We start from the raw sequence: 26,628 nt of genomic DNA on the forward strand, positions 1-26,628 counted from the left end.
TCCGTGCGGCTTGGCGTTGTCACGTAGGCAGCGCCTTTGCCTCAGCTTTTCCCCGCGTTTTCGACCTTCCAAAGAGCCGCGTTCACGCGGTTTTTCCCCGCACTGACGATCATCTGGCCGTTGACGATCCGACCGCAGTGTTTGCGCAGGAAGCCGCTGAAACGCGCGGTATTCAGCCGCCCGCGCTCGATGAACTCTGACAGGGCATCAATCAGCCCCTCGTGCCGGCGGTTGCCGATCGGATCGAAGGCTCCCTCGTCCACCATCCTGGCAATGTCGGCCGCGACCCAGGGCTTGCCGGCCGGCAGGGCTGAAATGATCGCCGATGTTCGTTCCTTCTCCGGGTCGTTGTCCCGGATCTTTACCGCATTGCCGAGCGGATCGGGCAGGCCGAGCCAGACGAGCGCGGAGCGGACGAGGTTTGACCAGTGCTCGAAGGAGCCGAGCGCCGGCGAGACCTTGTCGGCCTCTTTGGCGACGAATGCCCGCAGGAGCGTCAAGGCTGATATGACGATCTCCACCCGCTGCCGGCGTGCGTCCTCGATGACGTCGCTCTCGAAGACGCGCTCTTCCGGCCGCTCGACGCCGGCATCGAGATTGATCAGCACAACGCGCCGCGTCAGGTCGCCGGCAAAGCGCAAGCCGTTGCCTGTGGCGCAGAACATGACCGCCGTTGCCGAATCCAGCGAGACGGTCTTGCCGAGCGGGCGAATATTGACTTCCTCCTGGGACAGGACCTGGCAAAGGTGATCGGAGCGGAGCGCCACCGACAGATTGTCTAGATTGATGAAACTGTCGCCCTGCAGGAGCCGCGACTCCAGGACCTTGCGCAGCTCGTTATCGTCGCCCGCATAGGAGTTGACCGCTGCGGCCCGGCCGGTCGCCAGAATGGCGGCAACGTCCACCAGCTTGGATTTGCCGGTGCCGGGCGCCGTCGCATTCACCCCGAACAGCGGCGCGGTTTTCAGGCTGGGGCGGATGATCGCCGTCAGGATCATGGCGAGCGCTGCCGATTCATCGACGCCGCTGACGAAGGGGAAGCTCGCGACAAGCTTCCTGATGCTTTCCAGCGCTGTCACGGCTGCTGCCCTGTCCGGGCATTCGGGGATTTCGGGCCATGTCTTGTCCGATTCGAAGAGGATGCCGGATTGCCGGTCGAAGCCCTTGATGTTGATGATGGTGCCATCGCTGCGCATCATCGGCAGGGACACGACCGCCCTGATCTGCGGGAAAGGCCATTCCCCGTGTCGGGCAATGACGGATCTGGCGACCAGCGCCGGGCAGGACACAGGCCTATGGCCGAGCGTCACTCTCGCGTCGGGTTTCAGCCAGCGTATGTGTTTCGTCAGTATTTCGGTCATCGCATCCTCATCGGCGGGGACCAGCACCGTCTTTTCCTTCCCCGCAATGCGGACGGCGCGAAACAGGACCGTGTCGCGGGCATAGAGCGGCGCGCCGGCCTCGATCGCCAAGCGGCAGGCATTCGTCACCGCTTCCGAAAGATCGGCTTCATCGAAGAGCAGCGTCGGCCGGTCGTCTCCCTCTCTGGCCGGTGGCGGCATGTCACGGACGACTGCTTTGCGCCGCGACGCGCGGCCGACGCGCTCGACCGTTACAGGCTTTTCGTCCTGTGCAGCCGGTAGCGCGAAGGGGCGCACCGTGGCCTGCATGAAGGCGTCGATCTCGGCTCGTGTCCATCCATCGTCCAGCGCATCGGCGCAATCCCAGCCGCGACCGGGATAGAGGCCCGCCCGCCAGTCTTCGACGCGATAGGTCTCACGCTCGCTTGCGGCACCGATATCGGCAAAGCCGACGAGCCGGACACGGGAGCCGAGGCTCGTCAGCTGCGCGGCGATTTCATTTGCCGCCGCCATGCCCGGGGGATCGAAATCCGGCCAGATGAGCACGTCGCGGCCTGATAGCGGCGACCAATCGGTGTGCTTGACGCCCTGCGTTCCGCCCGCCCAGGAAACGACCGCCCGCCCGCTCGATTCATGCAGCCTGTCGCGGCACTTCTCGCCCTCGACGATCAGCACCTGTCGGTCGCCGATATCCTGCAAACCATAGATCGGCCGGGGCTTCGGGAACGGGAAGCGGCACCATGTTTCGGTCCCGTCCGGCAGACGGACAAACATCACCATCGGCGTTTCCTTAGCCCCATCGGCGAGATCATGGCGCAGCACATAGCCTGATAGAGAGCCGTCGGCATTGCGATAGGGAAAGACCATCGAGGGCGCGAATGAGCCCCATTCGGAGCGCTCGCCCTTGCGCTTGGGATTGTAGAGCCGCACGCGCTGGCCGGCCCGCAACAGATCCGCCGGCGGCGGGATCGGCGTTACGCCCTCATAGGGATCAGGCGCCTCGACCGTTTTCGGCCGAAGGTTCGGCCGGCTGCTGACGCCGCCGCCGAGGATGCGGATGGCTTCGGGCAGATCGACGCCCTTCACCTCGCGCACGAAATCAAGCACATCGCCCTTCCTGCCGCAGCCGAAGCAATGGAAGCGCTCGATACCGTCATTGCCTGTGAAGATCGTGAAGGACGGGGTGTCTTCCGCATGGAAGGGGCAGCAGGTTTCAAGCTCCTGCCCGTTGCGATCGAGCTTGTAGCCGTGTTGCGAGACGGTCAAAGCAAGCGACACGTCACGGCGCAGACATGCGATATCGTTCACGTCCATCTTCGACGGCGTGTATTCAGGTATTCGGAGCATGGCATTGTCCCGTTTCAGACGGTGCGGTTGGCGGTTTCGGCCGGCGCCTTGATGTGGCTCTCGATGAAAGCCTGCAGATCCGCAGGGCGAAACAGCGTGCGCCTTCCGACCTTCACAAAGCCAAGCTGGCCGGCCCTCATCTGCCGGTAGAGGGTGGGGCGACTAAGGCCGGTCACCTCGATGACTTCCTTGAAACTAAGCAGGATTTTCGGGCTGGCTTCCACGGTTTCTCTCCAGGTCAGATTGTGTCTGACCGGATTCGTAGAGGCAGAAAGTTGAGCGAAAGAAATAGCGCGGAGTGCTTGATGGCCTCGAGGCAGCCTTGCGCTTTCGGGCCTCTCCGCTCGCTGCCTGACATGGCCTCATTGGCGATGTGGCTCCGCGCGTCGCCTGCATCATCCACTTCCTGAAGACACCAAAAATGGACCGCGCCTTTAAACATTGCGTGCTTTCAGGCCCGCGCCCGGTAAGGCTTGGCAAAGCAAAAGCCGATAACAAAGGGGCGTGGCGTGATCCGGAGCGAGAGGGGTGGCAAGGGCTGCTGCCCGCCGGGGCGCGACCATCCGGGGACCTACCATGAAGAAACTCATCATTGCGGCCGCCTTTGCGGCATTCCTGCCTGTGATGGCCCAGGCGGAAACGCTGGAATTTCCGAGCGACGATCCGGTCGCGACCGTCACCATTCCCGACAACTGGGGACCGAAGGAAACGGAGACCGGCATAGACGCTTCGTCGGCCGATTCGGCGATCTATCTTTCGATCGATGTTGCCGATGAGAAGACCAGCGACAAGATCATCGACGAAGCCTTCGCCTTCCTGCAGAAGAACGGCGTGAGCATCGAGGAGAAGACCCAGAAGGAGTCCGAAGCCGAGATCAACGGCATGAAGATGAAGACCTTCGATTGGGATGGCACCGACAAGGAAGGCGCCGTCAATATCGGCGTCGCCGTGCTTTCGCCTGCTGAAGGCAAGCTGCTCCTGATCACCTACTGGGGCACTAAGGGCAAGCAGGACGCCCATGACGACGAGCTGATCGCCATCATCAGCTCGCTGAAGCCGGCCGGCTGATCTTGTCCGACGCGATGCGAGGCGCTGCCAGCAAGGCGGCGCCTTTTTCATGCGGGAACAAGTGCGCGCCGGCGCGGTTCCTTTCCCATGGCAAAAACAGGCACGATCCGCATCGGCATATCGGGATGGACCTATGCGCCCTGGCGCGGTGTCTTCTATCCCAATGGATTGGCTAGGAAGAGCGAGCTTGCCTATGCCTCCCGGCAATTTCCCTCCATAGAGATCAACGGCACGTTCTATGGGCTGCAGAAGCCGGATGTTTTCGCCCGCTGGCGTGACGAGACGCCGGATGGTTTCGTCTTTTCGGTCAAGGGATCGCGCTACATCACTCATCTGCGGCGCCTACGCGACATCGAAACGCCACTCGCCAATTTCCTCGCCTCCGGCCTGCTGCGGCTGGGGCCAAAACTCGGGCCGATCCTCTGGCAATTTCCGCCAAACCTGACATTCGATGCCGACCTGTTCGCGCGCTTTCTGGCAATGCTGCCTGGAGATACAGATGCTGCTGCCGAAATCGCGAAGCAGCATGACGAACGGCTTGATGGCCGTGCCTGGACGAAGAGCGAGACGACGCAGCCCATGCGCCACGCGCTGGAAATTCGCCACGACAGTTTCTGCACGCCCGAATTCATCGAATTGCTGCGTGAACACAAAGTCGGGCTGGTGATCGCCGATACCGTGGAATGGCCGTTGCTGATGGATGTGACGGCCGACTTCATCTATTGCCGACTGCACGGATCGGAACAGCTTTATGTCAGCGGCTATAGCGATGAGGCGCTTGATCGCTGGGCTGGACGCATCGATGCCTGGACGCACGGAATCGAGCCTGATGATGCCAGCCGTATCAAGCCGCCGCTGAAACGCTCGGCGAAGGGCCGCGATGTCTATGTCTATTTCGACAACGATGTGAAGGTACGCGCGCCGGCCGACGCCCGATCGCTCGCCGAGAGGCTCGGTGTCGCCCACCCGCCTGACGACAGTGTCATCGTCAATCAGAAACGCCGCGGCGGCAGGCTTGTGGTAGAAGAGCCGCGCCGGCATTGGCCGACGCCGCGTTCCGTTTCTTAGACCAGCACGGCCTGATCGGTCCGATCCTCGGCGCCAAAGAATTTCAGATAGCGCTCGACTTCGGCCGGTTCGCCGGTCGCCTTTTGCGGATTGTCCGAGAGCTTCACCGCCGGGCGGCCATTGGCGTCGCTCACCTTGCAGACGATGGAAATCGGCAGGAAGTCGGAACTGTCGTTCGGCGCGCAGCCGGCGAAGTCATTCGTCAGGTTCGTGCCCCAGCCGAAGCTCATGCGCACGCGTCCTTCGAAATGCTTGTAGGTGTCGATGATCGCATCGACATCGAGGCCATCGGAGAAGATCAGGAGTTTCTGGCGCGGGTCGCGGCCCATCTTCTTCCACCAGTCGATGATCTTTTCGCCGCCTTCGACCGGCGGGGCGCTGTCCGGGCGAAAGCCGGTCCAGTCGGCCACCCATTCCGGCGCGTCGCGCAGGAAGGCGGCCGTTCCGAAGGCGTCCGGCAGGACGATCAGCAGGTTGCCGCCATAGAGCTTGTTCCAGTCGCGCAGCACCTTGTAGGGCGCGTTCTTGAGCTGCTCGTCGGTCTCGGCAAGGGCTGCCGCCACCATCGGCAGCTCATGCGCATTGGTACCGACGGCTTCGAGATCGGAATCCATAGCCAGCAATACATTACTGGTGCCGGTAAATGCCGGACCGATTCCTTCCTTCAGCGCTTCCACGCACCAACGCTGCCAGAGGAAGCTGTGGCGGCGGCGGGTGCCGAAATCGGAAATGCGCAGGCCCGGCAATTCACGCAGCTTTTCTACCTTGGCCCACATCTTGGCCTTGGCGCGGGCATAGAGCACGTCAAGCGTGAAGGGACCCATCGTCTTCATGGCTGCGCGCGAGCGCAGCTCGTTGATGATGGCGAGGGCCGGGATTTCCCACATGGTCGTTTCCTTCCACGACCCATGGAAATCCAGCACATACTGGCCGTCTTTCTTGGAGAGCTCATATTCCGGCAGCTGGAAATTGGAGAGCCAGGCCAGGAATTCCGGCTCGAAGATCTGTGCGCGGCCATAGAAGCTGTTACCGGCGAGCCAGATCATCTCCTTCTTGGCGAGCCTGAGCGTGCGCGCATGATCGAGATGCTCGCGCAATTCGCCCTCGTCGATCTGTTCTGCAAGGCGCACGCGCTTGGTGCGGTTGATGAGCGTGAAAGAGGCATTGACCTCAGGATAGAGCTTCCAGATCATCTGCAGCATCAGAAGCTTGTAGAAATCCGTATCGATCAGACTGCGAACGATCGGATCGAGTTTCCAGGTATGATTGTAGACGCGCCTAGCGATATCGGTCCTGGCCATGAAACTCCTGCCTGTCCGTCAATCCGGTCAGGTGCGGCCCTGGAACGGCCAGCGCACAAACCGGCTCGTGCGCTTTCTTATCGAAAAATCGATCGGCAAAGTCCAGAAAAAACAACAGGCAACGTCCCGCAGCAGGAATGGCTGCGGGACGTGGTTTAAATGCCTGACATCCGCACGTTATTGTGCGGGTGCCGCGGGCTGAGCCGGGGCTGGGCTGGCGTTCTGCGCGGGAGCGGCTGGAACCTGCGACTGCATTGCCTGGCCCGGCTGCTGCGGAGCGACGTCATTGGCTTGCCTCTGGCCCCAGATCTCGACGGGGATCCAAATGAGGAAAGCCAGCACGAGGGCGGCCACCAGCACCGTCAGGATGCGACGACCCGTGCGGCCCTGCCTGGCCTTCAAAGGCGAAATCTGCTCTTCGGCGTGCAGCTTCTGATCGGACTTTTCCCAACGCGTTTCGGTGTGCGTCATGGTCGTCTCCTTCGGTTATCCGCGGGCGAGGCTCGCGGAACTTCGGATGAGAAACGAGGAGCCGTGCCGGATGGTTCCGAAGGGGATCTGGGCATGTCGTTATCGCAAGACCCCGCCATGCTCAGCGGCGTAGACAAATTCACCGAATGACGAAATTAGGATCTTTGTTGGCGCGCTGCCAATCGAGCCATCAAAGCCGTCGGAGCCAAATCGTATCCTGTTGCCCTCTCACCGGACCAGTTGAGCCCACAAAAGAGACCATCCTTGGGCTTGCTGCCGATCAAAATTTGTCCAAGCCGCCTAGGTCCATTGATGATGCGATCATGGGAGCCTCAAGTCCAAACCGAGCATACTGCTAAGGGCGAAGGCGACGAGCCCCACGCCTAGGAGCGCCAGCGCGAAGACTGCGGCCATCTTGCCGCCCGTGCGTAGTACCGCTCGCCTGTTTCCCTTCTCTCCTCGATCGTAATGCCACTTGATGGCGAAGAACATGGCCGTTCCTAAAGCGAAAACCTTAAACGTAACGAAGACTACAGGGACCCAATCCATTTTAAGGACTCTCATGTGCATCAGCTACGCGCCTTATGATCTCATCTCAGGCAAACGCATACTTCCTATTATGCAACGCAGATATGTAATAGCAGGTGGCAGTTTCCTGGCCTGTGTCGTGGGGTCGGGAATGACCGCTCAGGGCCGGAAACGGACATTGGCGGCGCTTGCTCAATAGTTCCGCGCTTTTGCGCGACGCGCGCTACAGCATCGGCCCGAAAATCGGAATCGATTTTCGGAAAGCCTGATACGTAAGATCAAAGAGTTAGAACGTCCTTTGTGCGTCCAAACGGACGCACGGCGCTCTAGTACCCCGCCTTGCGATCGACGACGAATTGCAGCGGCTCGCCGCGTTCGAAGCGGGCGATCTGGGTCTCGACATGACGGAAAAGCGCGTTCTCTTCGGAGATCGCAGCGTCATGCGGGGTGATGAAGACAGTCTCCAGATGCCAGAGCGGATCGTCCGCCGGCAGCGGTTCGACCTCGAAGACATCGAGCGAGGCGCCGCCGAGCACGCCGCCCTCGATCGCCGCAACGATATCGGCCTGGACCTGGCTCTTGCCGCGGCCTGCATTGATGAAAACCGGTTTGCCGAGCGCACCGCCCTGGCGGAGCCTGGCGAAAAAGGCCTTGTTGTACAGGCCCGTGGTGTCGGGCGTCAGCGGCAGCAGGCCGACGACGATATCGGTCTTCGACAGGAAGCCATCGAGCTCCGAGCCGTCGAAGGTTTCGATGCCTTCAACCTCTTTCTTCGAGCGCGACCAGCCGATCACGTTGAAGCCCATGACCCTGAGCTTGGCGACGGCATCCTGGCCGAGAATACCGAGGCCCATGACACCGACGGTGATTTCGGCGGCTTCCGGCGGGACGAGCTTGCCCCAGACCCTGTCGCGCTGGTCTTTGTCGTGCTCGCGCTGCAGGCGCAGGTGCATGAGGCATTGCATGACCACCCATTCGCTCATGCGCGTCGTCAGGCTGCGATCGACGAAGCGAACGATCGGGATGTCAGGCAGATCGGGAATGGACAGGATGCTATCGACCCCGGCGCCGCCGGAAAAGAGCACCTTCAGGTTCGGCGCGCGCTGGAAGATATCGGCATCCGGCTTCCAGAGCAGCGCGTAATCGACACCGGTCAGGTCGAGCGCCTTGTTCGCGGGATCGGCTGAATTGATGCTGCCGCGATCGGCAAAGGCGGTCTTGAGGATGCGGGCAACGGTATCAGGGTCGAACTTGAGATCGACGAGAATGGGAGGTCTTGCTGACATGATCTTCTTTACTGCTGCCCGTCTTTTACTGCTGAATTGCCGGCGTCGGCACCGCCTCGATGTTGAAGGCGGCGGCCATCAGCGCCCTGGTATAGTCATCCTTCGGCGCACGGAAGATATCCGCTGACGGCCCCTGTTCCACCACCTTGCCGAAGCGCATGACGATGACGTCATTGGCAAGCGCCTTGACCACTTTCAGGTCGTGGCTGATGAAGAGATAAGCAAGTTCGTGCTTCTTCTGCAGATCGCGCAAGAGATCCACCACCTGCGCCTGCACGCTCATATCCAGCGCCGAGGTCGGCTCATCGAGCATAACGAAGCGTGGCTTCAGAACCATGGCGCGTGCGATCGCGATGCGCTGGCGCTGGCCGCCGGAGAATTCGTGCGGGAAGCGCCAGCGGGTGAGCGGATCGAGGCCGACTTCTTCAAGCGCCCAGCAGACGCGCTGGTCGCGCTCTTCGGCCGAGAGCGAGCGCTCGTGCACTTTCAGGCCTTCGGCAACGATATCGCCGACGGACATGCGTGGGCTCAGCGAGCCATAGGGATCCTGGAAGACGACCTGAAGCTGATTGCGCAGCGGTCGCATATCGGTGAATGAATAGCTTGCTATATCTTTTCCGACGAAGGAAATGCGCCCCTTCGAGGAGATGAGACGCGTGAGCGCCAGCCCCAGCGTGGTCTTGCCGGAGCCGGATTCGCCGACGACCCCGAGCGTCTGCCCCGCTCTGAGCGTCAGGTCGATGCCGTCGACGGCCTTCACGTGATCGACGACCTTGCGCATGAAACCGGCCTTGATCGGAAACCAGACCTTGATGTCATTGCCTTCCATGACAACAGGCTTGGAGGCGTCGGTCACCGGCGGCTCGCCGCGCGGTTCGGAGGCAAGCAAATGGCGCGTATAGTCATGCTTCGGATCGGTGAAGACCTCTTCCACCGGTCCGGTCTCGACGATCTTGCCCTTGGTCATGACGCAGACGCGGTCGGCGAATTTGCGCACGATGCCGAGATCGTGGGTGATGAAGAGCATGGACATGCCGTGCTCGCCCTTCAGCTTGCGCAAGAGTTCGAGGATCTGCGCCTGGACCGTGACGTCGAGCGCGGTGGTCGGCTCGTCGGCGATCAGCAATTCGGGCCGATTGGCGAGCGCCATTGCGATCATCACACGCTGACGCTGGCCGCCCGAGAGTTCATGCGGATAGGCTTTCAGCCGTTTTTCCGGCTCGCGGATGCCGACCTGGTTCAGCAACTCCAGCACGCGGGTACGCGCCGCCTGCCCGGTCATACCCTGATGCAGTGCGAGGATTTCGGCAATCTGCTTTTCGATCGTATGGAGCGGATTGAGCGATGTCATCGGCTCCTGGAAGATCATGGTGATGTCGTTGCCGCGAACTTCGCGCAATTCGCGGTCGGAGGCCTTCAGCAGATCCTTGCCCTTGAAGAAGATCTCGCCGCTCGGATGGCTTGCCGAGGGATAGGGCAGAAGCCGCAGGATCGAATTTGCAGAGACCGACTTGCCGGAACCGGATTCGCCGACGAGAGCGACAACCTCGCCCTTATGGATATCAAAAGAGATGCGATCGACGGCAAGCGAGGTTTCGCCACCCTGATGGAAGGCGACCGAGAGATCGCGGACGGAGAGCAGCGTTTCACTCATTGGAACGTCTTTCTCGGATCGAAGGCATCGCGCACCGCTTCGCCGATGAAGATCAGCAGCGACAGCATGATCGACATGGTGAAGAAGGCCGTCAGCCCGAGCCATGGCGCCTGAAGATTGGCCTTGCCCTGGGCGATCAGTTCACCGAGCGAGGGAGAGCCCGGCGGCATGCCGAAGCCCAGGAAGTCGAGCGAGGTCAGCGTGGTGATCGAGCCTGAGAGGATGAAGGGCAGGAAGGTCAGCGTCGCGACCATCGCATTCGGCAGCATATGCCGCCACATGATGGTGCGGTTGTTGACGCCGAGGGCGCGAGCGGCCCGGACATATTCGAAATTGCGGGCGCGCAGGAACTCGGCACGCACGACGCCGACGAAGCCCACCCAGGAGAAGAGCAGCATGATGCCGAGCAGCACGAAGAAGCCGGGCGGCAGGATGGCGGCGATGATCAACAGAATGTAGAGCACCGGCATCGAGGACCATATCTCGATGAAACGCTGGAAAAACAGGTCGGTCCAGCCGCCGAAATAACCCTGAATGGCACCGGCCGTCACGCCGATGACGGCCGAGCAGATGGTGAGTACCAGGCCGAAGAGAACGGATATGCGGAAGCCATAGATGACGCGGGCAAATACATCGCGCGCCTGATCGTCCGTGCCGAGCCAGTTGAGATTGCCGAGCCTGCAGCCGGGATCATCGACGCCCTGCGGATAGGCCGAGCAACGCTCCTGCGCCGACATCAGCCAGAAGGGCGCGGTTGGGGCCGAATGCGGGATATTGGAATTGACCGACTGATAGGAGTAGCGGATCGGCGGCCAGATCATCCAGCCGTTGGCGTTGATCTCATCCGATATGACGGAGGAGCGGTAGTCCGTCTCGGCCAGGAAGCCGCCGAACTTCTCTTCGGGATAATCGACGATGACAGGGAAAAGGATCTCGCCCTTGTAGGAGGCGATGATCGGCCTGTCATTGGCGATGAATTCGGCAAAGAGGCTGAGCACGAAGAGGACGAGGAACAGCCAGAGCGACCAGTAGCCGCGCTTGTTGGCCTTGAAGTTCCGCCAGCGCCTGATGTTGGTGGGCGACAGCAGGCCTTTGCGGGGCGGGCGGACGGGTGCGGCCGTCGTCGGATTTGCGGCGACATCCATCAGACGTCCCTCCGCTCGAAATCGATGCGCGGATCGATCCAGGTATAGAGCAGGTCGGATATCAGGCCGACGAAGAGGCCGAGCAGCGAGAAGATGTAGAGCGTTGCAAAGACGATCGGATAATCGCGGTTGACGACCGAGAGGTAGCCGAGGCGCCCCAAGCCATCGAGGGAGAAGATATTCTCGATCAGCAGCGAGCCGGTGAAGAAGGCGGAGATGAAGGCGCTCGGGAAGCTTGCAATGACGATCAGCATGGCGTTGCGGAAGACATGACCATAGAGCACCTGCCGCTCGTTCAGGCCCTTGGCGCGCGCGGTGATGACATATTGCTTCTTGATCTCGTCGATGAAGGAATTCTTGGTCAGCAGCGTCGTCGTGGCAAAAGATGCCAGCGACAGCGAGATCAGCGGCAGCGTGAGGTGCCAGAAGTAGTCGAGCGGTTTCTGCCACCAGGCAAGCTGGTCGAAATTATCGGATACCAGGCCACGCAGCGGGAACCAGTCATAGAAGGAACCGCCGGCGAACAGTACGATCAGCAGGATGCCGAACAGGAAGCTCGGCACGGCATAACCGACGATGATGACGCCTGATGTCCAGACATCGAAGGAGGAGCCGTCCTTGACCGCCTTGCGGATGCCGAGCGGAATGGAGATGGCGTAGGAAAAGATCAGGATCCAGATGCCGAGCGAGATCGAGACCGGAAGTTTCTCGATAATCAGATTGAGCACGGTCGTGTTGCGGAAGAAGCTCTCGCCGAAATCGAAGCGGATGTAGTTCCACATCATCTCGCCGAAGCGGGTCAGCGGCGGTTTGTCGAAGCCGAACTGCTTTTCGAGCTTGGCGATCAGTTCCGGATCGAGGCCCTGCGCACCGCGATATTTCGAGCCGGCATCGTCTCCTCCACCGACCATGAGATCACCGCCGCCGGAGAGGCGTTGATCGGCACTGTCGGCCTGGCCGGTCAATTGGGAGATCACTTGCTCGACAGGGCCGCCGGGCGCGAATTGAACGACGATGAAGGAAATCGCCATGATGCCGATGATCGTCGGGATCATCAGAAGCAGGCGGCGAAGAATATAGGCTCCCATCAGTCTCGGGCCTCCGGGAATATCTTCGCCTGCATGCCGTCCAGTCTATTGCCGTTCAATCTGCCAGCCTTCCTTTGCCGGCTTGTGCCGGCATTCATGATTCGTCGATGCCATTTGGAGCGCAGGCCCCCTCGCATTGCAAGTCTGCTCATTTCGCCGAGGTGGACCACCAGGCATCGGGGAAGCCAAGGCCGTATGCCGGAAACTCTGCCGGACGCGTCACCGTATTCCAATAAGCAATCGAATAGGTGTCTCGGTAGAACAGCGGAATGACATAGTGATTGGCGAGCAGCACACGGTCCATAGCCTTGATGGCCGCAACCTGTTCATCTCTGTTGGGGGCAAAGATAATCATGCGAACAAGCGCATCGACGGCCGGATTGGCGATGCCGGCATAGTTGCGCGACCCTTGCTGATTGGCGGAACCCGATCCCCAGTAATCGGCCTGCTCGTTGCCGGGGTTCACGGTTTCGGCCCAGACATTCCAGATCATATCGAAATCGAAGCTGCGCGCACGGTTGGTATATTGCGCGGCATCGACTGTGCGGATCCGCGCATCGATACCGATCTTCTTCAGATTGGTGGCATAGGGCACCGCCCAGCGCTCAAGCAAGGGGCTCGACAACAATATCTCGAAGCTCATCGGCTGACCGCTCTTGGCATTGACCATCCGGTTGCCCTTCAGCTCCCAGCCGGCTTCTTTCAGAAGGGAGATCGCCTTGCGAAGGTTGTCACGGCTTTTCTGCGGATCCCCGCCGACGGGATTGCTGTAGGGGGTCGTAAAGATGTCCGCCGGAACCTGATCCTTCAAGCCCTGAAGAATTTCCAGCTCCCTGCCTTGCGGAAGGCCGGACGAGGCAAGATCGGTGTTCCAGAAGTAGCTGTCGATGCGCTTGTAGCTGTTGTAGGCAACCGTGCGGTTCAATTCCTCGAAATCGAAACCGTAATTCAACGCCTCGCGCACCCGCTCGTCCTTGAAGATGTCGCGCCGCATATTCGGCACCAGCGCCTGCATGATGCCGGTGGAACGCAGGGGATTGGTGACATCTTCCTTCTTGACGCGCCCTTCCTTCACGGCGGGGAAATCATATCCTGTTGCCCAACGCGCAGCAAAAGTCTCCTGCCAGTAATCGCTGTTGCCGGCACGGAACGCTTCGAACTCGACGTCCCGATCGCCATAATAGGTGTAGAGAATGTTGCGGAAATTGTTCTGACCAACGTTCACATTGAGGTCCTTGCCCCAATAGTCGTCCCGCAACTCGTAGCGGATCGTCGCACCAGCCGAGAAGGCGGCAATTTTGTATGGTCCCGAACCCATGACCGGCTCAAGCGTCGTCTTCGAAATGTCTCGCGGTTTGCCATCCGGTCCCGGTGCCTCCCACCAGTGTTTCGGCACGATCATCAATTGGCCGAGAATGTTCGGCAGCTCGCGATTGTTCTTTTCATCGAAGGTGAACGTAACGTCCCGCTCGCCCGTCTTCTCGGCCTTGACCACGTGATGGTAGTAGTTCCCGGCAAGCGGGTTCAACTCCTTGGTCTTGTCGAAGCTGAAAACGACGTCTTCGGGCGTGACCGGCTGGCCATCAGCCCATTTTGCTTCCTTGCGAAGGCGAAAGGTGGCGCTCGAAACGTCGGGCGGATAGGAAAGGCCTTCAGCAAGCAGACCATAGGAGACGAGGAGTTCGTCATCAGCTGGCTTCAGCAGGGTGTCGTAAACGAGCGACAAACCTACCGCTGTCTGGCCTTTTGCCAGCAAGGGATTGAAAGTGTCGAAAGTGCCGCTTGAAGACAGGCGCAGGTCGCCGCCTTTCGGGGCATCGGGATTGACGTAGTCGAAACGGGTAAAGCCCGGCTTGTACTTCATCTCGCTGATGACCGAACTGCCGATTTTAAACTGCTGGTCCTGAGCCAATACAGTCATAGGTGCGAGCGCACCCGCCAATGCTACCAGCACACCGATTTTCGACCACGAAGCCACTATTCATTCTTCCCCTGTTATTAGTTTCGCCGACAATACGAGAAATGCAGGCGAAAAACAGGAAAGAGTTTGTTTTTTACCGGGCTCGCGAAATTTTGACCTTACCAATGGAGGTCAGGGCGTCACTTCCTCGAGGCGCTTGCGGAGCATGCGACGCAGCTCTCCAACCAGGCGCGGATCGCCCGAACCATCAGGGTCATTGGCGGCCGCGACGACGATGCGCAGCAGCTCCAGGACGAGGGCGCCCAGGAGATCGACATCGCGCTCGACCGACGGTTCAGCATTCTTCAGGAGTGCGGTGATGCTGGCACGAAGCTCCGCACGCGACTTCGCCTTTCGCTCCTTCGGCACGTCTCGCCGTGCTGCGAGAACCGGAAATTCCGGATGATCCTCGATGAACCGGCCGAGCCGCGTGAAGATCGCATCGCCGATTTCGGCAGCACTCTTCCCCCTGGTCTTCTCGGCGAGTTCGGCGAGCCCGCTGTTCAGATGCTGCAGGCGATCGATATGCAGCGCCTCGGCAAGCAGAGGCTTGGTCGGGAAGAACTGATAGAGCGAACCGATCGAAGAATTTGCGGCAGCGGCAATCTCCGTCATGGTTGCGGCATCATAGCCTTTTTCGAGAAAGACCCTGGCTGCCGCTTCCAGCAGGATCGCAACGCGCTCATGGCCGCGTTGGCGTTTCGGCACACGGTTTTGCGGTTCGGGGCTTGATTTTTGTGAGGCTATCCTCGTATTTGTCATTGTGAGGATACCCTCATATTTCCTTCCCCCGGAGATTTCTCATGTCCCTTTATGATCCGAAGACCACCGCACTCATTTCCGTCGACCTACAAGGCTTCATCGTCGGCCGGCAGCTCGCGCCCCATCCCGCCCGGCAGGTGATCGAGAATACCGCCGCAATCGCCACCAGGCTGAAATCCGAAGGCGGGACGGTGATCCTCGTTACCGTCGGATTCTCCCCGGACTATGCCGATGCTGTCAACCAGCCGGTGGACGAGCCGACGGTTTTCCCGGAAGGCGGCCTTCCGGCGGCCGCGCTTGCGGCACCAGTGGAAATCGCTGCGCTCGCAGTCGACGTCCATATCGTTAAGCATCAGTGGAGCGCCTTCTACGGCACGGAACTCGATCTCCAGCTTCGCCGCCGCGGTATCAGGACCGTGATCCTGACCGGCATCGCCACGAATTTCGGCGTCGAGGCGACGATCCGCGATGCATTTGCTCATAATTATGCTGTCATCGCTGTCGAGGATGCGATGAGCACCTTCACCGCCGAAATGCATTCGCTTGCCTGTGAGCGCATCCTGCGACGCCTGTCGTGCGTGCGCAAAACGGCCGAGGTTCTGGCCAACGCGTGATGCTGCGGCGATCCGTCCCCACGCCGCCTGCCAAAACATCGATTCACCAAAATTGCTTTTCACGATAGATTCGATTGCAAATCACTTTGGCGCAGCAAGGGAATGGCATGGCTTTCGGCTTGGCTCAGGTTTTCAGGACTTTCGGCAAACTGACATTCGATGTCAGGGCGTTTGGCAAGCTGACGCTTGCCGGCGCAATGGGCGCAAGCCTTGTCGCCGGTGATGTCGGCGCACAGCAGAAGACGCCGAGCCCCGGCAGCGCCAAGGCGATTTTCGGCGCCGTGAAATTGCCGACGCAGGGGCCGGCGCAGCCGATCGGTTTCTATGCCAAGGGCTGCATGACCGGTGCGGAGGCGCTGCCGGTTGACGGGCCGACCTGGCAGGCGATGCGCCTTTCGCGCAACCGGCGCTGGGGCAATCCGGTGATGATATCGCTTCTGGAAAAATTCTCGCAGGACGCGCGTGCCAAGATCGGCTGGCCGGGCATCCTCGTCGGCGACATTGCCCAGCCGCGCGGCGGGCCGATGTTCAACGGCCATGCGTCGCACCAGATCGGGCTGGATGCTGATGTCTGGTTTACACCCATGCCCTCGCAGCGCTTGAGCTACGAACAGCGGGAAGACCTGCCCTTCACCACCATGCTGCAGAAAGACAAGTTCCTGACCGTCGACCCGAAAGTATGGAGCGAGCAGCGGGCGGCTCTCTTGATGCTGGCGGCAAGCTATCCGCAGGTCGAGCGCATCTTCGTCAATCCGGCAATCAAGAAGAAGATGTGCGACACCTGGATCGGCGACCGCACCAATCTCGGCAAACTGCGGCCCGAATACGGGCACGATTCGCATTTCCATATCCGCATCAAATGCCCTGTTGGAGCCAAGGGCTGTACAGGGCAGGCGCCGGTGGCCGCTGGTGACGGCTGCGACAAATCGCTTGCCTGGTGGTTCACCAAGGAACCTTGGGCGGCGCCGAAGCCGCCGCAACCCGGTGCAAAGCCGCCGAAGCCGCCGCGTGAGGTCATGGTCTCCGACCTGCCGAAGGCCTGCTCTGCCGTTGTCGATGCCCCGTCCATCGCCTCTACAGAAGCAGGGACCTATGGCGGCCCTTCCGCGGCGAGTGCTCTGACGGCAGCCCCGGCGGCTGCACCACCTGTCGATACCGGCAGCGCGCTTCCTTCCGTCGGCCCGGTTCCGAACGACAAACCGGTCGTGCAATAGGCTGAACAGGCCAAACAGGCTGGCAGGCGGCTGTCTTTCAAATCACAAACGCCTGGTGTAGAAGCGGTCAAATCGATTGAATTACTCGCGCGGAGAACCCGTTCATGGCCGGCGGCAAGTGCCTTGCATTGATTGCGCATGACCAGAAGAAGGACGACATGGCGGCGTTTGCCCGCCGCAACAGGGATCTTCTCGCCCAATGGAAAATCGTCGCCACCGGCACGACGGGCGGGCGCGTGCTCGACGCTGCTCCCGACCTTCACGTGACCCGGCTGAAAAGCGGCCCGCTCGGCGGCGACCAGCAGATCGGCGCACTGATTTCCACCGGCGAGGTCAGCGCCCTGATCTTCTTCGTGGACCCGCTGACGCCTATGCCGCATGATGTCGACGTCAAGGCGCTGATGCGGCTTGCGATCGTCTACGACATTCCGATGGCACTGAACGAGTCTACAGCCGAAAAGCTTCTCCCTACCCTTAACGCCTGATCCCTCGGGCCTACAGCACGGAACCGGCCATGACTGCATCCTCTACTCCCTTGCCCTTTCCGATCCTGATCGGCGACATCGGTGGCACGAATGCCCGCTTCTCCATCCTGACGGATGCCTATGCGGAGCCGAAGCAGTTTCCCAATGTGCGCACCGCCGATTACGAGACGATCGACGAGGCGATCCAGAAGGGTGTGCTCGACAAGACCTCCGTACAGCCGCGCGCCGCGATCCTTGCCGTTGCCGGACCGATCAAGGCCGATGAAATCCCCCTGACCAACTGCCCCTGGGTGGTGCGGCCGAAGCGGATGATCGAGGGCCTCGGCCTTGTCGATGTGCTCGTTGTCAACGATTTTGAAGCACAGGCGCTGGCGATCGCGGCACTTTCCGACGACAATCGCGAACGTATCGGCAACGCTTCGGGTGACATGGTGGCCTCCCGCGTTGTTCTCGGACCCGGCACCGGCCTCGGCGTCGGTGGCCTGGTCCATACCCAGTCGACGTGGATTCCGGTTCCAGGCGAAGGCGGGCATGTCGACCTCGGGCCGCGCAGCAAACGCGACTATGAGATCTTCCCGCATGTCGAGACCATCGAGGGCCGCATTTCGGCCGAGCAGATCCTCTGCGGCCGCGGTATCGTCAACCTTTACCGCGCCATCTGCGCGGCCGACGGTGCCACGCCAACCATGAGCGACCCGGCGGACATCACGTCGCATGCGCTCGTCGGCAGCGACAAGGTCGCGGTCGAAACCGTTTCGCTGTTTGCCAGCTATCTCGGCCGCGTGGCGGGCGACATGGCGCTGGTATTCATGGCCCGCGGCGGCGTCTATCTTTCGGGCGGCATCTCTCAGAAGATCCTTCCGGCACTGAAAAAGCCGGAATTCCGGGCCGCATTCGAAGACAAGGCGCCGCATTCGGCCCTACTGCGTACGATCCCGACCTATGTCGTGACGCATCCGCTGGCAGCTCTTGCCGGGCTTTCTTCCTATGCACGGATGCCTGCAAACTTCGGCCTTTCGACGGATGGACGGCGCTGGCGGGCCTGAGCCTGAAGCATAGTTTCAAGGCGTTAGAGCGTCCTTTGTGCGCCCCGATGGGACGCACGGCGCTCTAGCCAAAGCCCCGTCAACTCTTTATAGAGCCCGCGCATATGCGTGCCGCGCCTGTGGCACGCAGCCCCGAGACAGGAAGCCTATTTTTGGAAGCCGCCGACAGCAGAAAGCCACATGTCAACAGCGATACCGTGACGGGCATCCTGAAGCGCATCATTGCGGAAAACGGCCGGGACCATCTCTGGGGCTATGTCTTCGCGATCTCCTGCCTTGTCGTCATAGCGCTTTCGACGGCATTCACGGCCTGGATCATGCGGGCGATCATTGACGAGGCCTTCGCCAACAGGCGTGCGGACGTCGTCTGGATCATCTGTCTTTCGATCTTCATCGCTTTCATGCTGCGCGGTTTTGCGAGCTACGGGCAAGGCGTTGCCCTTTCAAGGATCGGCAACGATATCGTTGCGCGCTATCAGCGACGGATCTATTCGCACCTGATGACGCTCTCCGTCGGCTACTTCAACGAGTCTCGCTCCGCCCATATCGCGGCCCAGGTGAGCCAGAACGTTACCGGTATCCGCGACGTATTGAACCTCACAATCACGTCGACCGTGCGTGACCTCCTCACCTTCGTCTCGCTGATCGGCGTCATGGTCGTTCAGGATCCGCTGCTGAGCCTTGCCGTCTTCATTCTGGCGCCGCCGCTGCTTTATGCGCTACGCTACGTTTCCAAGCGGCTGCGCTCGGCCACTCGCGAGGCCGTCGACCTCAACAGCCATGTTCTCGGCGCCATGCAGGAGACGATCCAGGGCATTTCCATCGTCAAGGCCTTCACGATGGAAGAGGCACTGGAGAAGAAGGTCAACAAGCTGATCGGCGCTGCCGAGGGCCGGGCAAACCGCATCGCGCGGCTTTCCGAGCGCACCTCGCCGCTGACGGAGAGCTTTGCGGGCTTTGCCGTCGCGAGCGTGCTTGCCTATGCCGCCTATCGCTCGATCTATCAGGGCGTGCCGCCGGGCGCCTTCTTCTCCTTCGTCACGGCACTGCTGCTCGCTTACGATCCGGCCCGACGTCTTGCCCGCCTGCAGGTGCAGATGGAGCGCGCCGTCGTCAACGCCCGGATGATCTACGAGTTGCTCGACATGGAAACGCGCCAGCGCGACCTGCCGGATGCCAAGCCACTTGTTGTCACCGAAGCAAAGATCGAATTCCGCAACGTCTCCTTTGCCTATGGCAATGAAAGCGTGCTTGACGGCGTGACGCTGACGGCCGAGGGCGGCAAGACGACGGCGCTCGTCGGTCCGTCCGGCGCCGGTAAGTCCACCGTCATCAGCCTCATTCCGCGCTTCTACGATCCGAAGGGCGGCGAGATCTTGATCGACGGACAGGATATCGCCCATATCACCAAGCGTTCGCTGCGCCAGCAGCTCGCCTATGTCTCGCAGCAGCCTTACCTCTTTGAAGGCACGATCCGCGACAATATCCGTTACGGCCGTCCGGAAGCCACGGACGAGGATATCGAGAAGGCAGCGCGGCTTGCCTATGCGCATGACTTCATCGTCGCGCAGTCACAGGGCTATGATACGCCCGTCGGCGAAAACGGCGTGACATTGTCCGGCGGCCAGCGCCAGCGGCTGTCGATCGCCCGCGCTTTGGTGCGCAACGCGCCGATCCTGCTTCTCGACGAGGCGACCTCGGCGCTCGATACGGAATCGGAAGCAGCCGTGCAGAAGGCGCTCGACGAAGCCATGACCGGCCGCACCGTCGTCGTTATCGCCCACCGGCTTTCGACCGTGGTGCGCGCCGACAAGATCATCGTGATGCAGCAGGGCCGCGTCGTCGAAGAAGGCAATCACGAGACGCTTGCGAAGGTCAGCGACGGACTTTACGCTCGCCTCAACAATCTGCAGAGGCCTTCGGCTTCTGATTCATACTGATCGGGATGACGGACTGACATGAGCGACGCTGCGATGAAACTGGTTGTGGTCGGAGCGGCAGGGCGCATGGGACAGACGCTCATCCGTCTCATCCATTCCATCGACGGCGCAACACTGCATGCAGCGGTCGCGCGGCCGGGCTCGCCCTTCGTCGGCAAGGATGCTGGTGAAATCGCCGGTCTCGGCGCCAATGGTGTCATCATCAGCGACGATCCCTTGGCAGCGTTCCTGCATGCCGAGGGCGTGCTGGACTTCACATCGCCCGCCACCAGTGTGGAATTTGCCGGACTGGCGGCGCAGGCGCGCATCGTTCATGTCGTCGGCACGACCGGCTGCTCCGATGAGCACAACGCAAAGATTGCGGCCGCCTCGCGCCATGCCCGCATCGTCCAGTCGGGCAATATGAGTCTCGGGGTCAACCTGCTCAGCGTTTTCGTACAGCAGGCGGCTCAGGCGCTCGATCCCGCCGACTGGGATATCGAAATTCTCGAAATGCATCACAAGCGCAAGGTCGATGCGCCCTCTGGAACCGCATTGCTGCTCGGCGAGGCAGCTGCGAAGGGCCGCAGCATCGATCTCGGCTCGAAATCCGTACGTGTGCGCGACGGCCATACCGGGCCGCGGGAAGCCGGCACGATCGGCTTTGCGACGCTGCGCGGCGGCTCAGTCATCGGCGAGCATTCGGTGCTCTTTGCCGGCGAAGGCGAGACCGTCACACTTTCGCATAGCGCAACCGACCGTTCGATTTTTGCGCGCGGCGCCATCAAGGCAGCCCTTTGGGCGCGCGACAAGAAACCGGGGCTCTATTCCATGCTCGACGTTCTCGGGCTTTCTTCCCATTGACCATTTCTCGGAGGCATTTTTCATGAGCGGTACCCTCGTCCTCGTTCGCCACGGCCAGAGCGACTGGAATCTCAAGAATCTCTTCACCGGCTGGAAGGACCCCGACCTGACCGAGCTCGGCATCCAGGAAGCCACGACCGGCGGCCAGGCGCTTGCCGACTACGGCATCAAGTTCGATATCGCCTTCACCTCCGCACTGGTGCGCGCGCAGCACACGCTGAAGCTTGTCCTCGACAAGGTCGGTCAGCCTAATCTCGAGACGATCCGCGACCAGGCACTCAACGAGCGCGACTACGGCGATCTCTCCGGCCTCAACAAGGACGACGCCCGCGCCAAGTGGGGCGAAGAGCAAGTGCATGTCTGGCGCCGCTCCTATGACGTTCCGCCTCCGGGCGGCGAAAGCCTGCGCGACACCGGCGCCCGCGTCTGGCCTTACTATCTGACGGAAATCCTTCCGCGCGTGCTGCGCGGCGAAAAGGTGCTGGTTGCCGCGCACGGCAATTCGCTGCGTTCGCTCGTCATGGTTCTCGACCGCCTCACCCGCGAGCAGGTTCTTTCGCTGAATCTGGCGACCGGCGTGCCCATGGTCTACAAGCTGAAGGCAGATTCCACCGTCGCTTCCAAGGAAGTGCTCGGCGACATGTCCGGCGCGCACTGAGTGTGATCAGGCATCGATAAGGTTTGAGGCCGGGCTCGCGCCCGGCCTTTTTCGTTTTCAGTTCTCGATGGTGAACTGGACGCGGTCTGCCGCGAAACGGCTGATCGAATATTGGACTGGCACGCCGTCCAGATCGGTATTCATCGCCTTGGTGATCAGCAGCACGGCACCCGGCGTCAGCTCCAGATCGGCGAGGTCGCCGGAATCGGCGTGGGCGGCGGTGATCTCGGTCGTGGCGCGCACATAGTCCGACAGGCCAAGTGCTGCGAAAGTCTTGGTGACGGACTCGGTCTGGCGATAGGTCTCGACGAGGCCGGGAAAGCGCGCTGCCGGAAACCAGCTCGTGCCGCGCGCGACAGGCCGCCTGTCCGCATCGCGCACTGTTTCCAGCCGGATGACCGGCGTGCCCGGTTCGATGCGAAGCCAGCGGGCCACTTCGGTATTGGCCGCCTCTTCCGCGTGGCCGAGCAGGAGCGAGTGCGTCTCGCGCGCCTGGTCGCCCAGACCATCGGTAAAGCGGGTGCGGCGGCTGATCGGAAAATTCAGGCGTTCCTTGCGCTCGATCAGTGTGCCGCGGCCCTGCACCGCACGCACGATGCCTTCCTGGGCGAGCGCGGCCAACGCGCTGCGGACCGTATGCCTGTTGACGCCGAACTGCAGCGCCAGAACGGTTTCCGGCGGCACCATGCCCGTTTCGTCATAGGCGCCGCTGCTGATCGCCTCGCGGATCCTGTCCGCGATCTGCCGCCAGAGCGCCACGCCCGTCTGCCGCTGCACCTGCTTCATGCCTGCCATTGCACCCCTGCCAGCTCATCTTCGACCCGAATTCATCTTCAGGCTCGGCCAATTTGGACGCGTCGTGTCACACGCTTGTCACCTCGCCGATTTAGGGATAGGTATAGCTTGTATGGTTGTCTATATCAATAGACATTTCGAGGAAAAAACGATGACGGCAGCAGAGAAGGCAGACGCTGCGGCGCAGACAGACAACGGACGCAAACGCACCGTCGATCTGCTGGCGCGCGCTGAGAGGCAAGAATTGCTGGCGGCGTGGGATGCGCTTGCCGAAAAGCCGGCGGCACAGCCGGTGCGCGGCCCGGAAACGGGTCTCGTCATGGTTCGCGGCCGCATCGGCGGCGGCGGCGCGCCCTTCAATCTCGGCGAGGTCACAGTGACGCGCGCGACAGTGCGCCTTGCCTCCGGCTCCGTCGGCCATGCGCAGGCGCTCGGCACCGACCGCGAGAAGGCACGGCTTTGCGCGATCTTCGATGCGCTCTGGCAGGAGGAGGCCACCAAGGGCTTCGTCGAGGACAGGCTGCTGTCGCCGATATCAAGCCGCATTGCCGCCGAGGCCGGTCTCAAGGCCGAGGAGACGGCTGCGACCCGCGTCGATTTCTTCACCATGGTGCGGGGAGACAACTGATGAGCGCCAAGACCGATGTTCTGACCGGCGGCTTTGCCGAGCCGGTATTCGAGGCCCAGAGCGTATTCAAGATGCTGATGGACGGCATGGCCCGGCCCGGCACGATCCAGACGGTCGCAGCCGATGTGACGGCGCCCGCGCCGCTTGGCATTGCCGCCGGCGCGATCGGCCTGACGCTCTGCGACCATGACACGCCCGTCTGGCTTTCGGCCGGACTTGCCAGATCGGCGATCCCGGAATGGCTTGGCTTCCACACCGGCGCACCGCTGACCACCGAAAAGGCCGAGGCGCGCTTCGCCTTCGTCGAGGCCGGCACGATGCTTTCCACCTTCGGCCTGTTTGCCGCCGGCACGCAGGAATATCCCGATCGCTCCACGACAGTGGTGATCGAGCTTGCCGATCTCGAAGGCGGGCGCCGCCTGGCGCTGATGGGGCCGGGCATCCAGAGCGTGATCGAGATCGCGCCTGTCGGCCTGCCGGAAACGTTCCTGCGCCTGTGGACTGAGAACCGCGCCCTCTTCCCGCGCGGCATCGACATCGTGCTGACGGCGGGCAAGCGTTTCCTCTGCCTGCCGCGCACCACAAAGATCACAGCAACGGAGATCTGAGCTCATGTATGTTGCCGTCAAGGGTGGCGAGGCCGCCATCGCCAATGCCCACCGCCTGCTCGCTGACCGCCGGCGTGGCGACCGCTCCGTGCCGGCGATCGGCATCGAGCAGATCGTCGAACAGCTTGCTCTCGCCGTCGATCGCGTCATGGCCGAAGCCTCGCTCTACGACCGCACGCTTGCCGCACTTGCCGTGCGCCAGTCGCGCGGCGACATGATCGAGGCGATCTTCCTGCTGCGCGCCTACCGCACGACGCTGCCGCGCTTCGGCTATTCGAAGCCGCTCGATACGGCCAATATGCAGATCGAACGGCGCATCTCCGCCACCTACAAGGACCTCCCGGGCGGCCAGCTACTCGGCCCGACTTTCGACTATACGCACCGCCTGCTCGACCCCTCGCTGCTCTCCGACGAGACCGTGGAAGAGCCGGCGCAGCGCGAGGCGGAAGCCGGCCGCGTCATGCGCGTCTCCGAAATCCTCGGCCAGGAAGGGCTGATCGAAAACGATGGCGAGCTCCCTGAAGACCACCAGACGGGCGACCTGACGCGCGAGCCGATGGAATTCCCGATGACCCGCGATCTTCGCCTGCAGGCGCTTGCCCGCGGCGACGAAGGCTTCCTTCTGGCGCTCGGCTATTCCACCCAGCGCGGCTACGGCCGCAACCACCCCTTCACCGGTGAAATCCGCATCGGCGAGGTCGAGGTGGAATTCGACGTGCCGGAGCTTGGCTTTGCCGTATCGCTTGGCACGATCCAGCTCACCGAGTGCCAGATGGTCAACCAGTTCAAGGGGTCTGCCAAGGCGCCGCCGCAATTCACCCGCGGCTACGGCCTGGTCTTCGGCCAGAGCGAGCGCAAGGCCATGGCCATGTCGCTGGTGGATCGCGCATTGCGGGCTGAAGAGCTCGGCGAGGACATTACCGCGCCGGCACAGGACGAGGAATTCGTCATTTCCCATTCCGACAATGTGCAGGCGACCGGCTTCGTCGAGCACCTGAAGCTTCCGCACTATGTGGACTTCCAGGCTGAACTTGACCTCGTCCGCCGCATGCGCCGCGAATTCGAAGCCGCCCGCAACAGCGGCGAGACCCAAAAGGAGGCCGCCGAATGAGTGATCTCGCCACCTACAATTTCGCCTATCTCGACGAACAAACCAAGCGCATGATCCGCCGGGCGATCCTGAAGGCGATCGCCATTCCCGGCTATCAGGTGCCCTTTGCTTCCCGCGAAATGCCGATGCCCTACGGCTGGGGCACCGGCGGTGTGCAGGTGACGGCCGCTATCATCGGACCTGACGACGTTCTCAAGGTCATCGACCAGGGTGCGGACGACACGACGAACGCCGTCTCCATCCGCGCCTTCTTCCAGAAGGTCACCAATGTCGCCGTCACGACCCACACCAAGGACGCGACGATCATCCAGACGCGCCACCGCATCCCGGAGGAAAAGCTCGGAGCCGGCCAGGTTCTCGTCTACCAGGTGCCGATCCCGGAACCGCTGCGCTTCCTCGAACCGCGCGAGACCGAGACACGCAAAATGCATGCGCTGGAAGAATACGGCCTCATGCATGTGAAGCTCTACGAGGATATCGCCCGCAACGGCCGTATCGCCACGACCTATGCATATCCGGTCAAGGTCAACGGCCGCTATGTCATGGATCCCTCGCCGACGCCGAAATTCGACAATCCGAAGATGCACAAGTCCGAAGCGCTGCAGCTGTTCGGCGCCGGCCGCGAAAAGCGCATCTATGCCGTGCCGCCCTATACCGACGTCGTCAGCCTTGATTTCGAAGACCATCCCTTCGAAATCCAGCGCTTCGGCAAGCCCTGCGCGCTCTGCGGCGCAGAGGACGTCTATCTCGACGAGGTGATCCTCGACGACAAGGGCGGGCGCATGTTCGTCTGCTCCGATACCGACCATTGCGAAGACCGCCGCGCGCACGGACATGCCGGCGAAATGCTGGCCCGGGAGGCTGCAGAATGACCGAAACACCGCTTCTCAAAGTCAACGACCTCTCGAAGTTCTACGGCAACCGCATCGGCTGCCGGAACGTCTCCTTCGAGCTGTGGCCTGGTGAAGTGCTCGCCATTGTCGGCGAATCCGGCTCGGGCAAGACGACGCTGCTGAACTGCATTTCCACCCGGCTGATGCCGACCACTGGCAGTGTCGAGTACCACATGCGTGACGGCACCTACCGCGACCTCTACCACATGAACGAGGCCGAGCGCCGCTTCCTGATGCGTACCGACTGGGGTTTCGTGCATCAGAACCCGGCTGACGGGCTGCGCATGACGGTTTCGGCCGGCGCCAATGTCGGCGAACGCCTGATGGCGATCGGCGACCGGCACTACGGCAAGATCCGCTCCACCGCCCTCGACTGGCTGGAGCGCGTCGAGATCGACGCCGACCGCATCGACGACCAGCCTCGCGCCTTTTCCGGCGGCATGCGCCAGCGCCTGCAGATCGCCCGCAATCTCGTCACCGGCCCACGCCTCGTCTTCATGGATGAGCCGACCGGCGGTCTCGACGTATCAGTGCAGGCACGTCTGCTCGATCTGGTGCGCGGTCTCGTCAACGATCTCGGCCTGTCGGCCATCATCGTCACGCATGATCTCGCCGTCGCCCGCCTTCTCTCCCATCGCATGATGGTGATGAAGGACGGCTTCGTCATCGAGCAGGGTCTGACCGACCGCGTGCTCGATGACCCGCGCGAGCCCTACACCCAGCTCCTCGTTTCCTCGATCCTGCAGGTTTAAGA

General features: G+C 61.6%; 25 protein-coding genes. 14 read left to right on the forward strand and 11 right to left on the reverse strand.

Annotation, left to right across the window (positions count from 1 at the left end):
• Nucleotides 1-41: 41 nt before the first annotated feature.
• Together J2X71_RS05380 and J2X71_RS05385 are read right to left on the reverse strand one after the other, a co-directional pair.
• Nucleotides 42-2,708 (reverse strand): CHC2 zinc finger domain-containing protein, encoded by a 2,667-nt coding sequence (locus J2X71_RS05380; protein ID WP_310379793.1) that lies wholly within the window; start codon nucleotides 2,706-2,708, stop codon nucleotides 42-44.
• 14 nt (nucleotides 2,709-2,722) lie between these two features.
• Nucleotides 2,723-2,932, reverse strand: a complete 210-nt coding sequence (locus J2X71_RS05385; RefSeq protein WP_162747914.1) for an AlpA family transcriptional regulator — start codon at nucleotides 2,930-2,932, stop codon at nucleotides 2,723-2,725.
• Between the two features lie 352 nt (nucleotides 2,933-3,284).
• On the opposite strand from J2X71_RS05385, the gene J2X71_RS05390 reads away from it, so the two are divergent.
• Both J2X71_RS05390 and J2X71_RS05395 read left to right on the forward strand, forming a co-directional pair.
• Nucleotides 3,285-3,776, forward strand: a complete 492-nt coding sequence (locus J2X71_RS05390; RefSeq protein WP_310379797.1) for a histidine kinase — start codon at nucleotides 3,285-3,287, stop codon at nucleotides 3,774-3,776.
• 87 nt (nucleotides 3,777-3,863) lie between these two features.
• Nucleotides 3,864-4,844 (forward strand): DUF72 domain-containing protein, encoded by a 981-nt coding sequence (locus J2X71_RS05395; protein WP_310379799.1) that lies wholly within the window; start codon nucleotides 3,864-3,866, stop codon nucleotides 4,842-4,844.
• On the opposite strand, the gene pncB is transcribed toward J2X71_RS05395, so the two are convergent.
• From pncB to J2X71_RS05435, 8 genes are all read right to left on the reverse strand, one after another.
• On the reverse strand, nucleotides 4,841-6,145 hold the full coding sequence (pncB, locus tag J2X71_RS05400) for a nicotinate phosphoribosyltransferase (protein WP_310379801.1): 1,305 nt from the start codon (nucleotides 6,143-6,145) through the stop codon (nucleotides 4,841-4,843). The genes J2X71_RS05395 and pncB overlap by 4 nt on opposite strands.
• Before the next feature lie 177 nt (nucleotides 6,146-6,322).
• The gene (locus J2X71_RS05405; protein WP_310379803.1) at nucleotides 6,323-6,616 is read right to left on the reverse strand and encodes a hypothetical protein; all 294 of its coding nucleotides are present in this window, start codon (nucleotides 6,614-6,616) and stop codon (nucleotides 6,323-6,325) included.
• A gap of 854 nt (nucleotides 6,617-7,470) precedes the next feature.
• Entirely contained in the window at nucleotides 7,471-8,430 is a 960-nt protein-coding gene (locus tag J2X71_RS05410) for a glyoxylate/hydroxypyruvate reductase A (protein WP_310379805.1), read from the reverse strand.
• 25 nt (nucleotides 8,431-8,455) lie between these two features.
• A complete protein-coding gene (locus J2X71_RS05415; protein ID WP_310379807.1) occupies nucleotides 8,456-10,084 on the reverse strand; it encodes an ABC transporter ATP-binding protein in 1,629 nt (542 codons plus the stop codon).
• The gene (locus J2X71_RS05420; RefSeq protein ID WP_310379809.1) at nucleotides 10,081-11,229 is read right to left on the reverse strand and encodes an ABC transporter permease; all 1,149 of its coding nucleotides are present in this window, start codon (nucleotides 11,227-11,229) and stop codon (nucleotides 10,081-10,083) included. The genes J2X71_RS05415 and J2X71_RS05420 overlap by 4 nt, the downstream gene beginning before the upstream one ends.
• Nucleotides 11,229-12,317: a microcin C ABC transporter permease YejB gene (locus J2X71_RS05425; RefSeq protein ID WP_310379811.1), complete on the reverse strand. Its 1,089-nt coding sequence runs from the start codon at nucleotides 12,315-12,317 to the stop codon at nucleotides 11,229-11,231. The genes J2X71_RS05420 and J2X71_RS05425 overlap by 1 nt, the downstream gene beginning before the upstream one ends.
• Before the next feature lie 148 nt (nucleotides 12,318-12,465).
• Complete coding sequence (locus J2X71_RS05430) at nucleotides 12,466-14,298, reverse strand: extracellular solute-binding protein (protein WP_310380089.1); 1,833 nt, start codon at nucleotides 14,296-14,298, stop codon at nucleotides 12,466-12,468.
• Nucleotides 14,299-14,409: 111 nt separating this feature from the next.
• Nucleotides 14,410-15,039 carry a helix-turn-helix domain-containing protein gene (locus J2X71_RS05435; RefSeq protein ID WP_310379814.1) on the reverse strand — a complete coding sequence of 210 codons (630 nt, stop codon included), beginning with the start codon at nucleotides 15,037-15,039 and terminating at the stop codon, nucleotides 14,410-14,412.
• A 41-nt stretch (nucleotides 15,040-15,080) separates the two neighbouring features.
• Between J2X71_RS05435 and J2X71_RS05440 the strand changes: the two genes are divergently transcribed.
• The 7 genes from J2X71_RS05440 to J2X71_RS05470 all read left to right on the forward strand — a co-directional run bounded on the left by J2X71_RS05440 (nucleotide 15,081) and on the right by J2X71_RS05470 (nucleotide 21,839).
• Complete coding sequence (locus tag J2X71_RS05440) at nucleotides 15,081-15,653, forward strand: isochorismatase family protein (protein WP_310379815.1); 573 nt, start codon at nucleotides 15,081-15,083, stop codon at nucleotides 15,651-15,653.
• Nucleotides 15,654-15,760: 107 nt separating this feature from the next.
• On the forward strand, nucleotides 15,761-16,867 hold the full coding sequence (gene mepA, locus J2X71_RS05445) for a penicillin-insensitive murein endopeptidase (protein WP_310379817.1): 1,107 nt from the start codon (nucleotides 15,761-15,763) through the stop codon (nucleotides 16,865-16,867).
• 104 nt (nucleotides 16,868-16,971) lie between these two features.
• Nucleotides 16,972-17,352 (forward strand): methylglyoxal synthase, encoded by a 381-nt coding sequence (locus tag J2X71_RS05450; RefSeq protein ID WP_037100501.1) that lies wholly within the window; start codon nucleotides 16,972-16,974, stop codon nucleotides 17,350-17,352.
• 29 nt (nucleotides 17,353-17,381) lie between these two features.
• A complete protein-coding gene (locus tag J2X71_RS05455; RefSeq protein WP_113320531.1) occupies nucleotides 17,382-18,398 on the forward strand; it encodes a glucokinase in 1,017 nt (338 codons plus the stop codon).
• A gap of 152 nt (nucleotides 18,399-18,550) precedes the next feature.
• A complete protein-coding gene (locus tag J2X71_RS05460; RefSeq protein WP_310379821.1) occupies nucleotides 18,551-20,338 on the forward strand; it encodes an ABC transporter ATP-binding protein in 1,788 nt (595 codons plus the stop codon).
• A gap of 18 nt (nucleotides 20,339-20,356) precedes the next feature.
• Nucleotides 20,357-21,181, forward strand: coding sequence for a 4-hydroxy-tetrahydrodipicolinate reductase (gene dapB / locus J2X71_RS05465; protein WP_310379823.1), 825 nt, complete (start codon nucleotides 20,357-20,359; stop codon nucleotides 21,179-21,181).
• A gap of 22 nt (nucleotides 21,182-21,203) precedes the next feature.
• Nucleotides 21,204-21,839, forward strand: a complete 636-nt coding sequence (locus tag J2X71_RS05470) for a 2,3-bisphosphoglycerate-dependent phosphoglycerate mutase (protein WP_029616445.1) — start codon at nucleotides 21,204-21,206, stop codon at nucleotides 21,837-21,839.
• A 57-nt stretch (nucleotides 21,840-21,896) separates the two neighbouring features.
• Here J2X71_RS05470 and phnF read toward each other — a convergent pair whose 3' ends face one another.
• Nucleotides 21,897-22,634, reverse strand: coding sequence for a phosphonate metabolism transcriptional regulator PhnF (phnF, locus tag J2X71_RS05475; RefSeq protein ID WP_310379826.1), 738 nt, complete (start codon nucleotides 22,632-22,634; stop codon nucleotides 21,897-21,899).
• 151 nt (nucleotides 22,635-22,785) lie between these two features.
• On the opposite strand from phnF, the gene phnG reads away from it, so the two are divergent.
• Genes phnG through phnK form a run of 5 tightly spaced genes read left to right on the forward strand, consistent with a single transcriptional unit; the run spans nucleotide 22,786 to nucleotide 26,626 of the window.
• Complete coding sequence (gene phnG / locus J2X71_RS05480; protein ID WP_310379828.1) at nucleotides 22,786-23,262, forward strand: phosphonate C-P lyase system protein PhnG; 477 nt, start codon at nucleotides 22,786-22,788, stop codon at nucleotides 23,260-23,262.
• The gene (phnH, locus tag J2X71_RS05485) at nucleotides 23,262-23,870 is read left to right on the forward strand and encodes a phosphonate C-P lyase system protein PhnH (RefSeq protein WP_310379830.1); all 609 of its coding nucleotides are present in this window, start codon (nucleotides 23,262-23,264) and stop codon (nucleotides 23,868-23,870) included. The genes phnG and phnH overlap by 1 nt, the downstream gene beginning before the upstream one ends.
• 4 nt (nucleotides 23,871-23,874) lie before the next feature.
• Complete coding sequence (locus J2X71_RS05490) at nucleotides 23,875-24,981, forward strand: carbon-phosphorus lyase complex subunit PhnI (protein ID WP_310379831.1); 1,107 nt, start codon at nucleotides 23,875-23,877, stop codon at nucleotides 24,979-24,981.
• Nucleotides 24,978-25,853 (forward strand): alpha-D-ribose 1-methylphosphonate 5-phosphate C-P-lyase PhnJ, encoded by an 876-nt coding sequence (locus J2X71_RS05495; protein ID WP_310379833.1) that lies wholly within the window; start codon nucleotides 24,978-24,980, stop codon nucleotides 25,851-25,853. The genes J2X71_RS05490 and J2X71_RS05495 overlap by 4 nt, the downstream gene beginning before the upstream one ends.
• On the forward strand, nucleotides 25,850-26,626 hold the full coding sequence (gene phnK, locus J2X71_RS05500; RefSeq protein WP_113320523.1) for a phosphonate C-P lyase system protein PhnK: 777 nt from the start codon (nucleotides 25,850-25,852) through the stop codon (nucleotides 26,624-26,626). The genes J2X71_RS05495 and phnK overlap by 4 nt, the downstream gene beginning before the upstream one ends.
• Nucleotides 26,627-26,628: the final 2 nt, after the last annotated feature.

This window comes from Rhizobium sp. 1399 (assembly GCF_031455475.1).
Classification (GTDB): Bacteria; Pseudomonadota; Alphaproteobacteria; order Rhizobiales; family Rhizobiaceae; genus Rhizobium.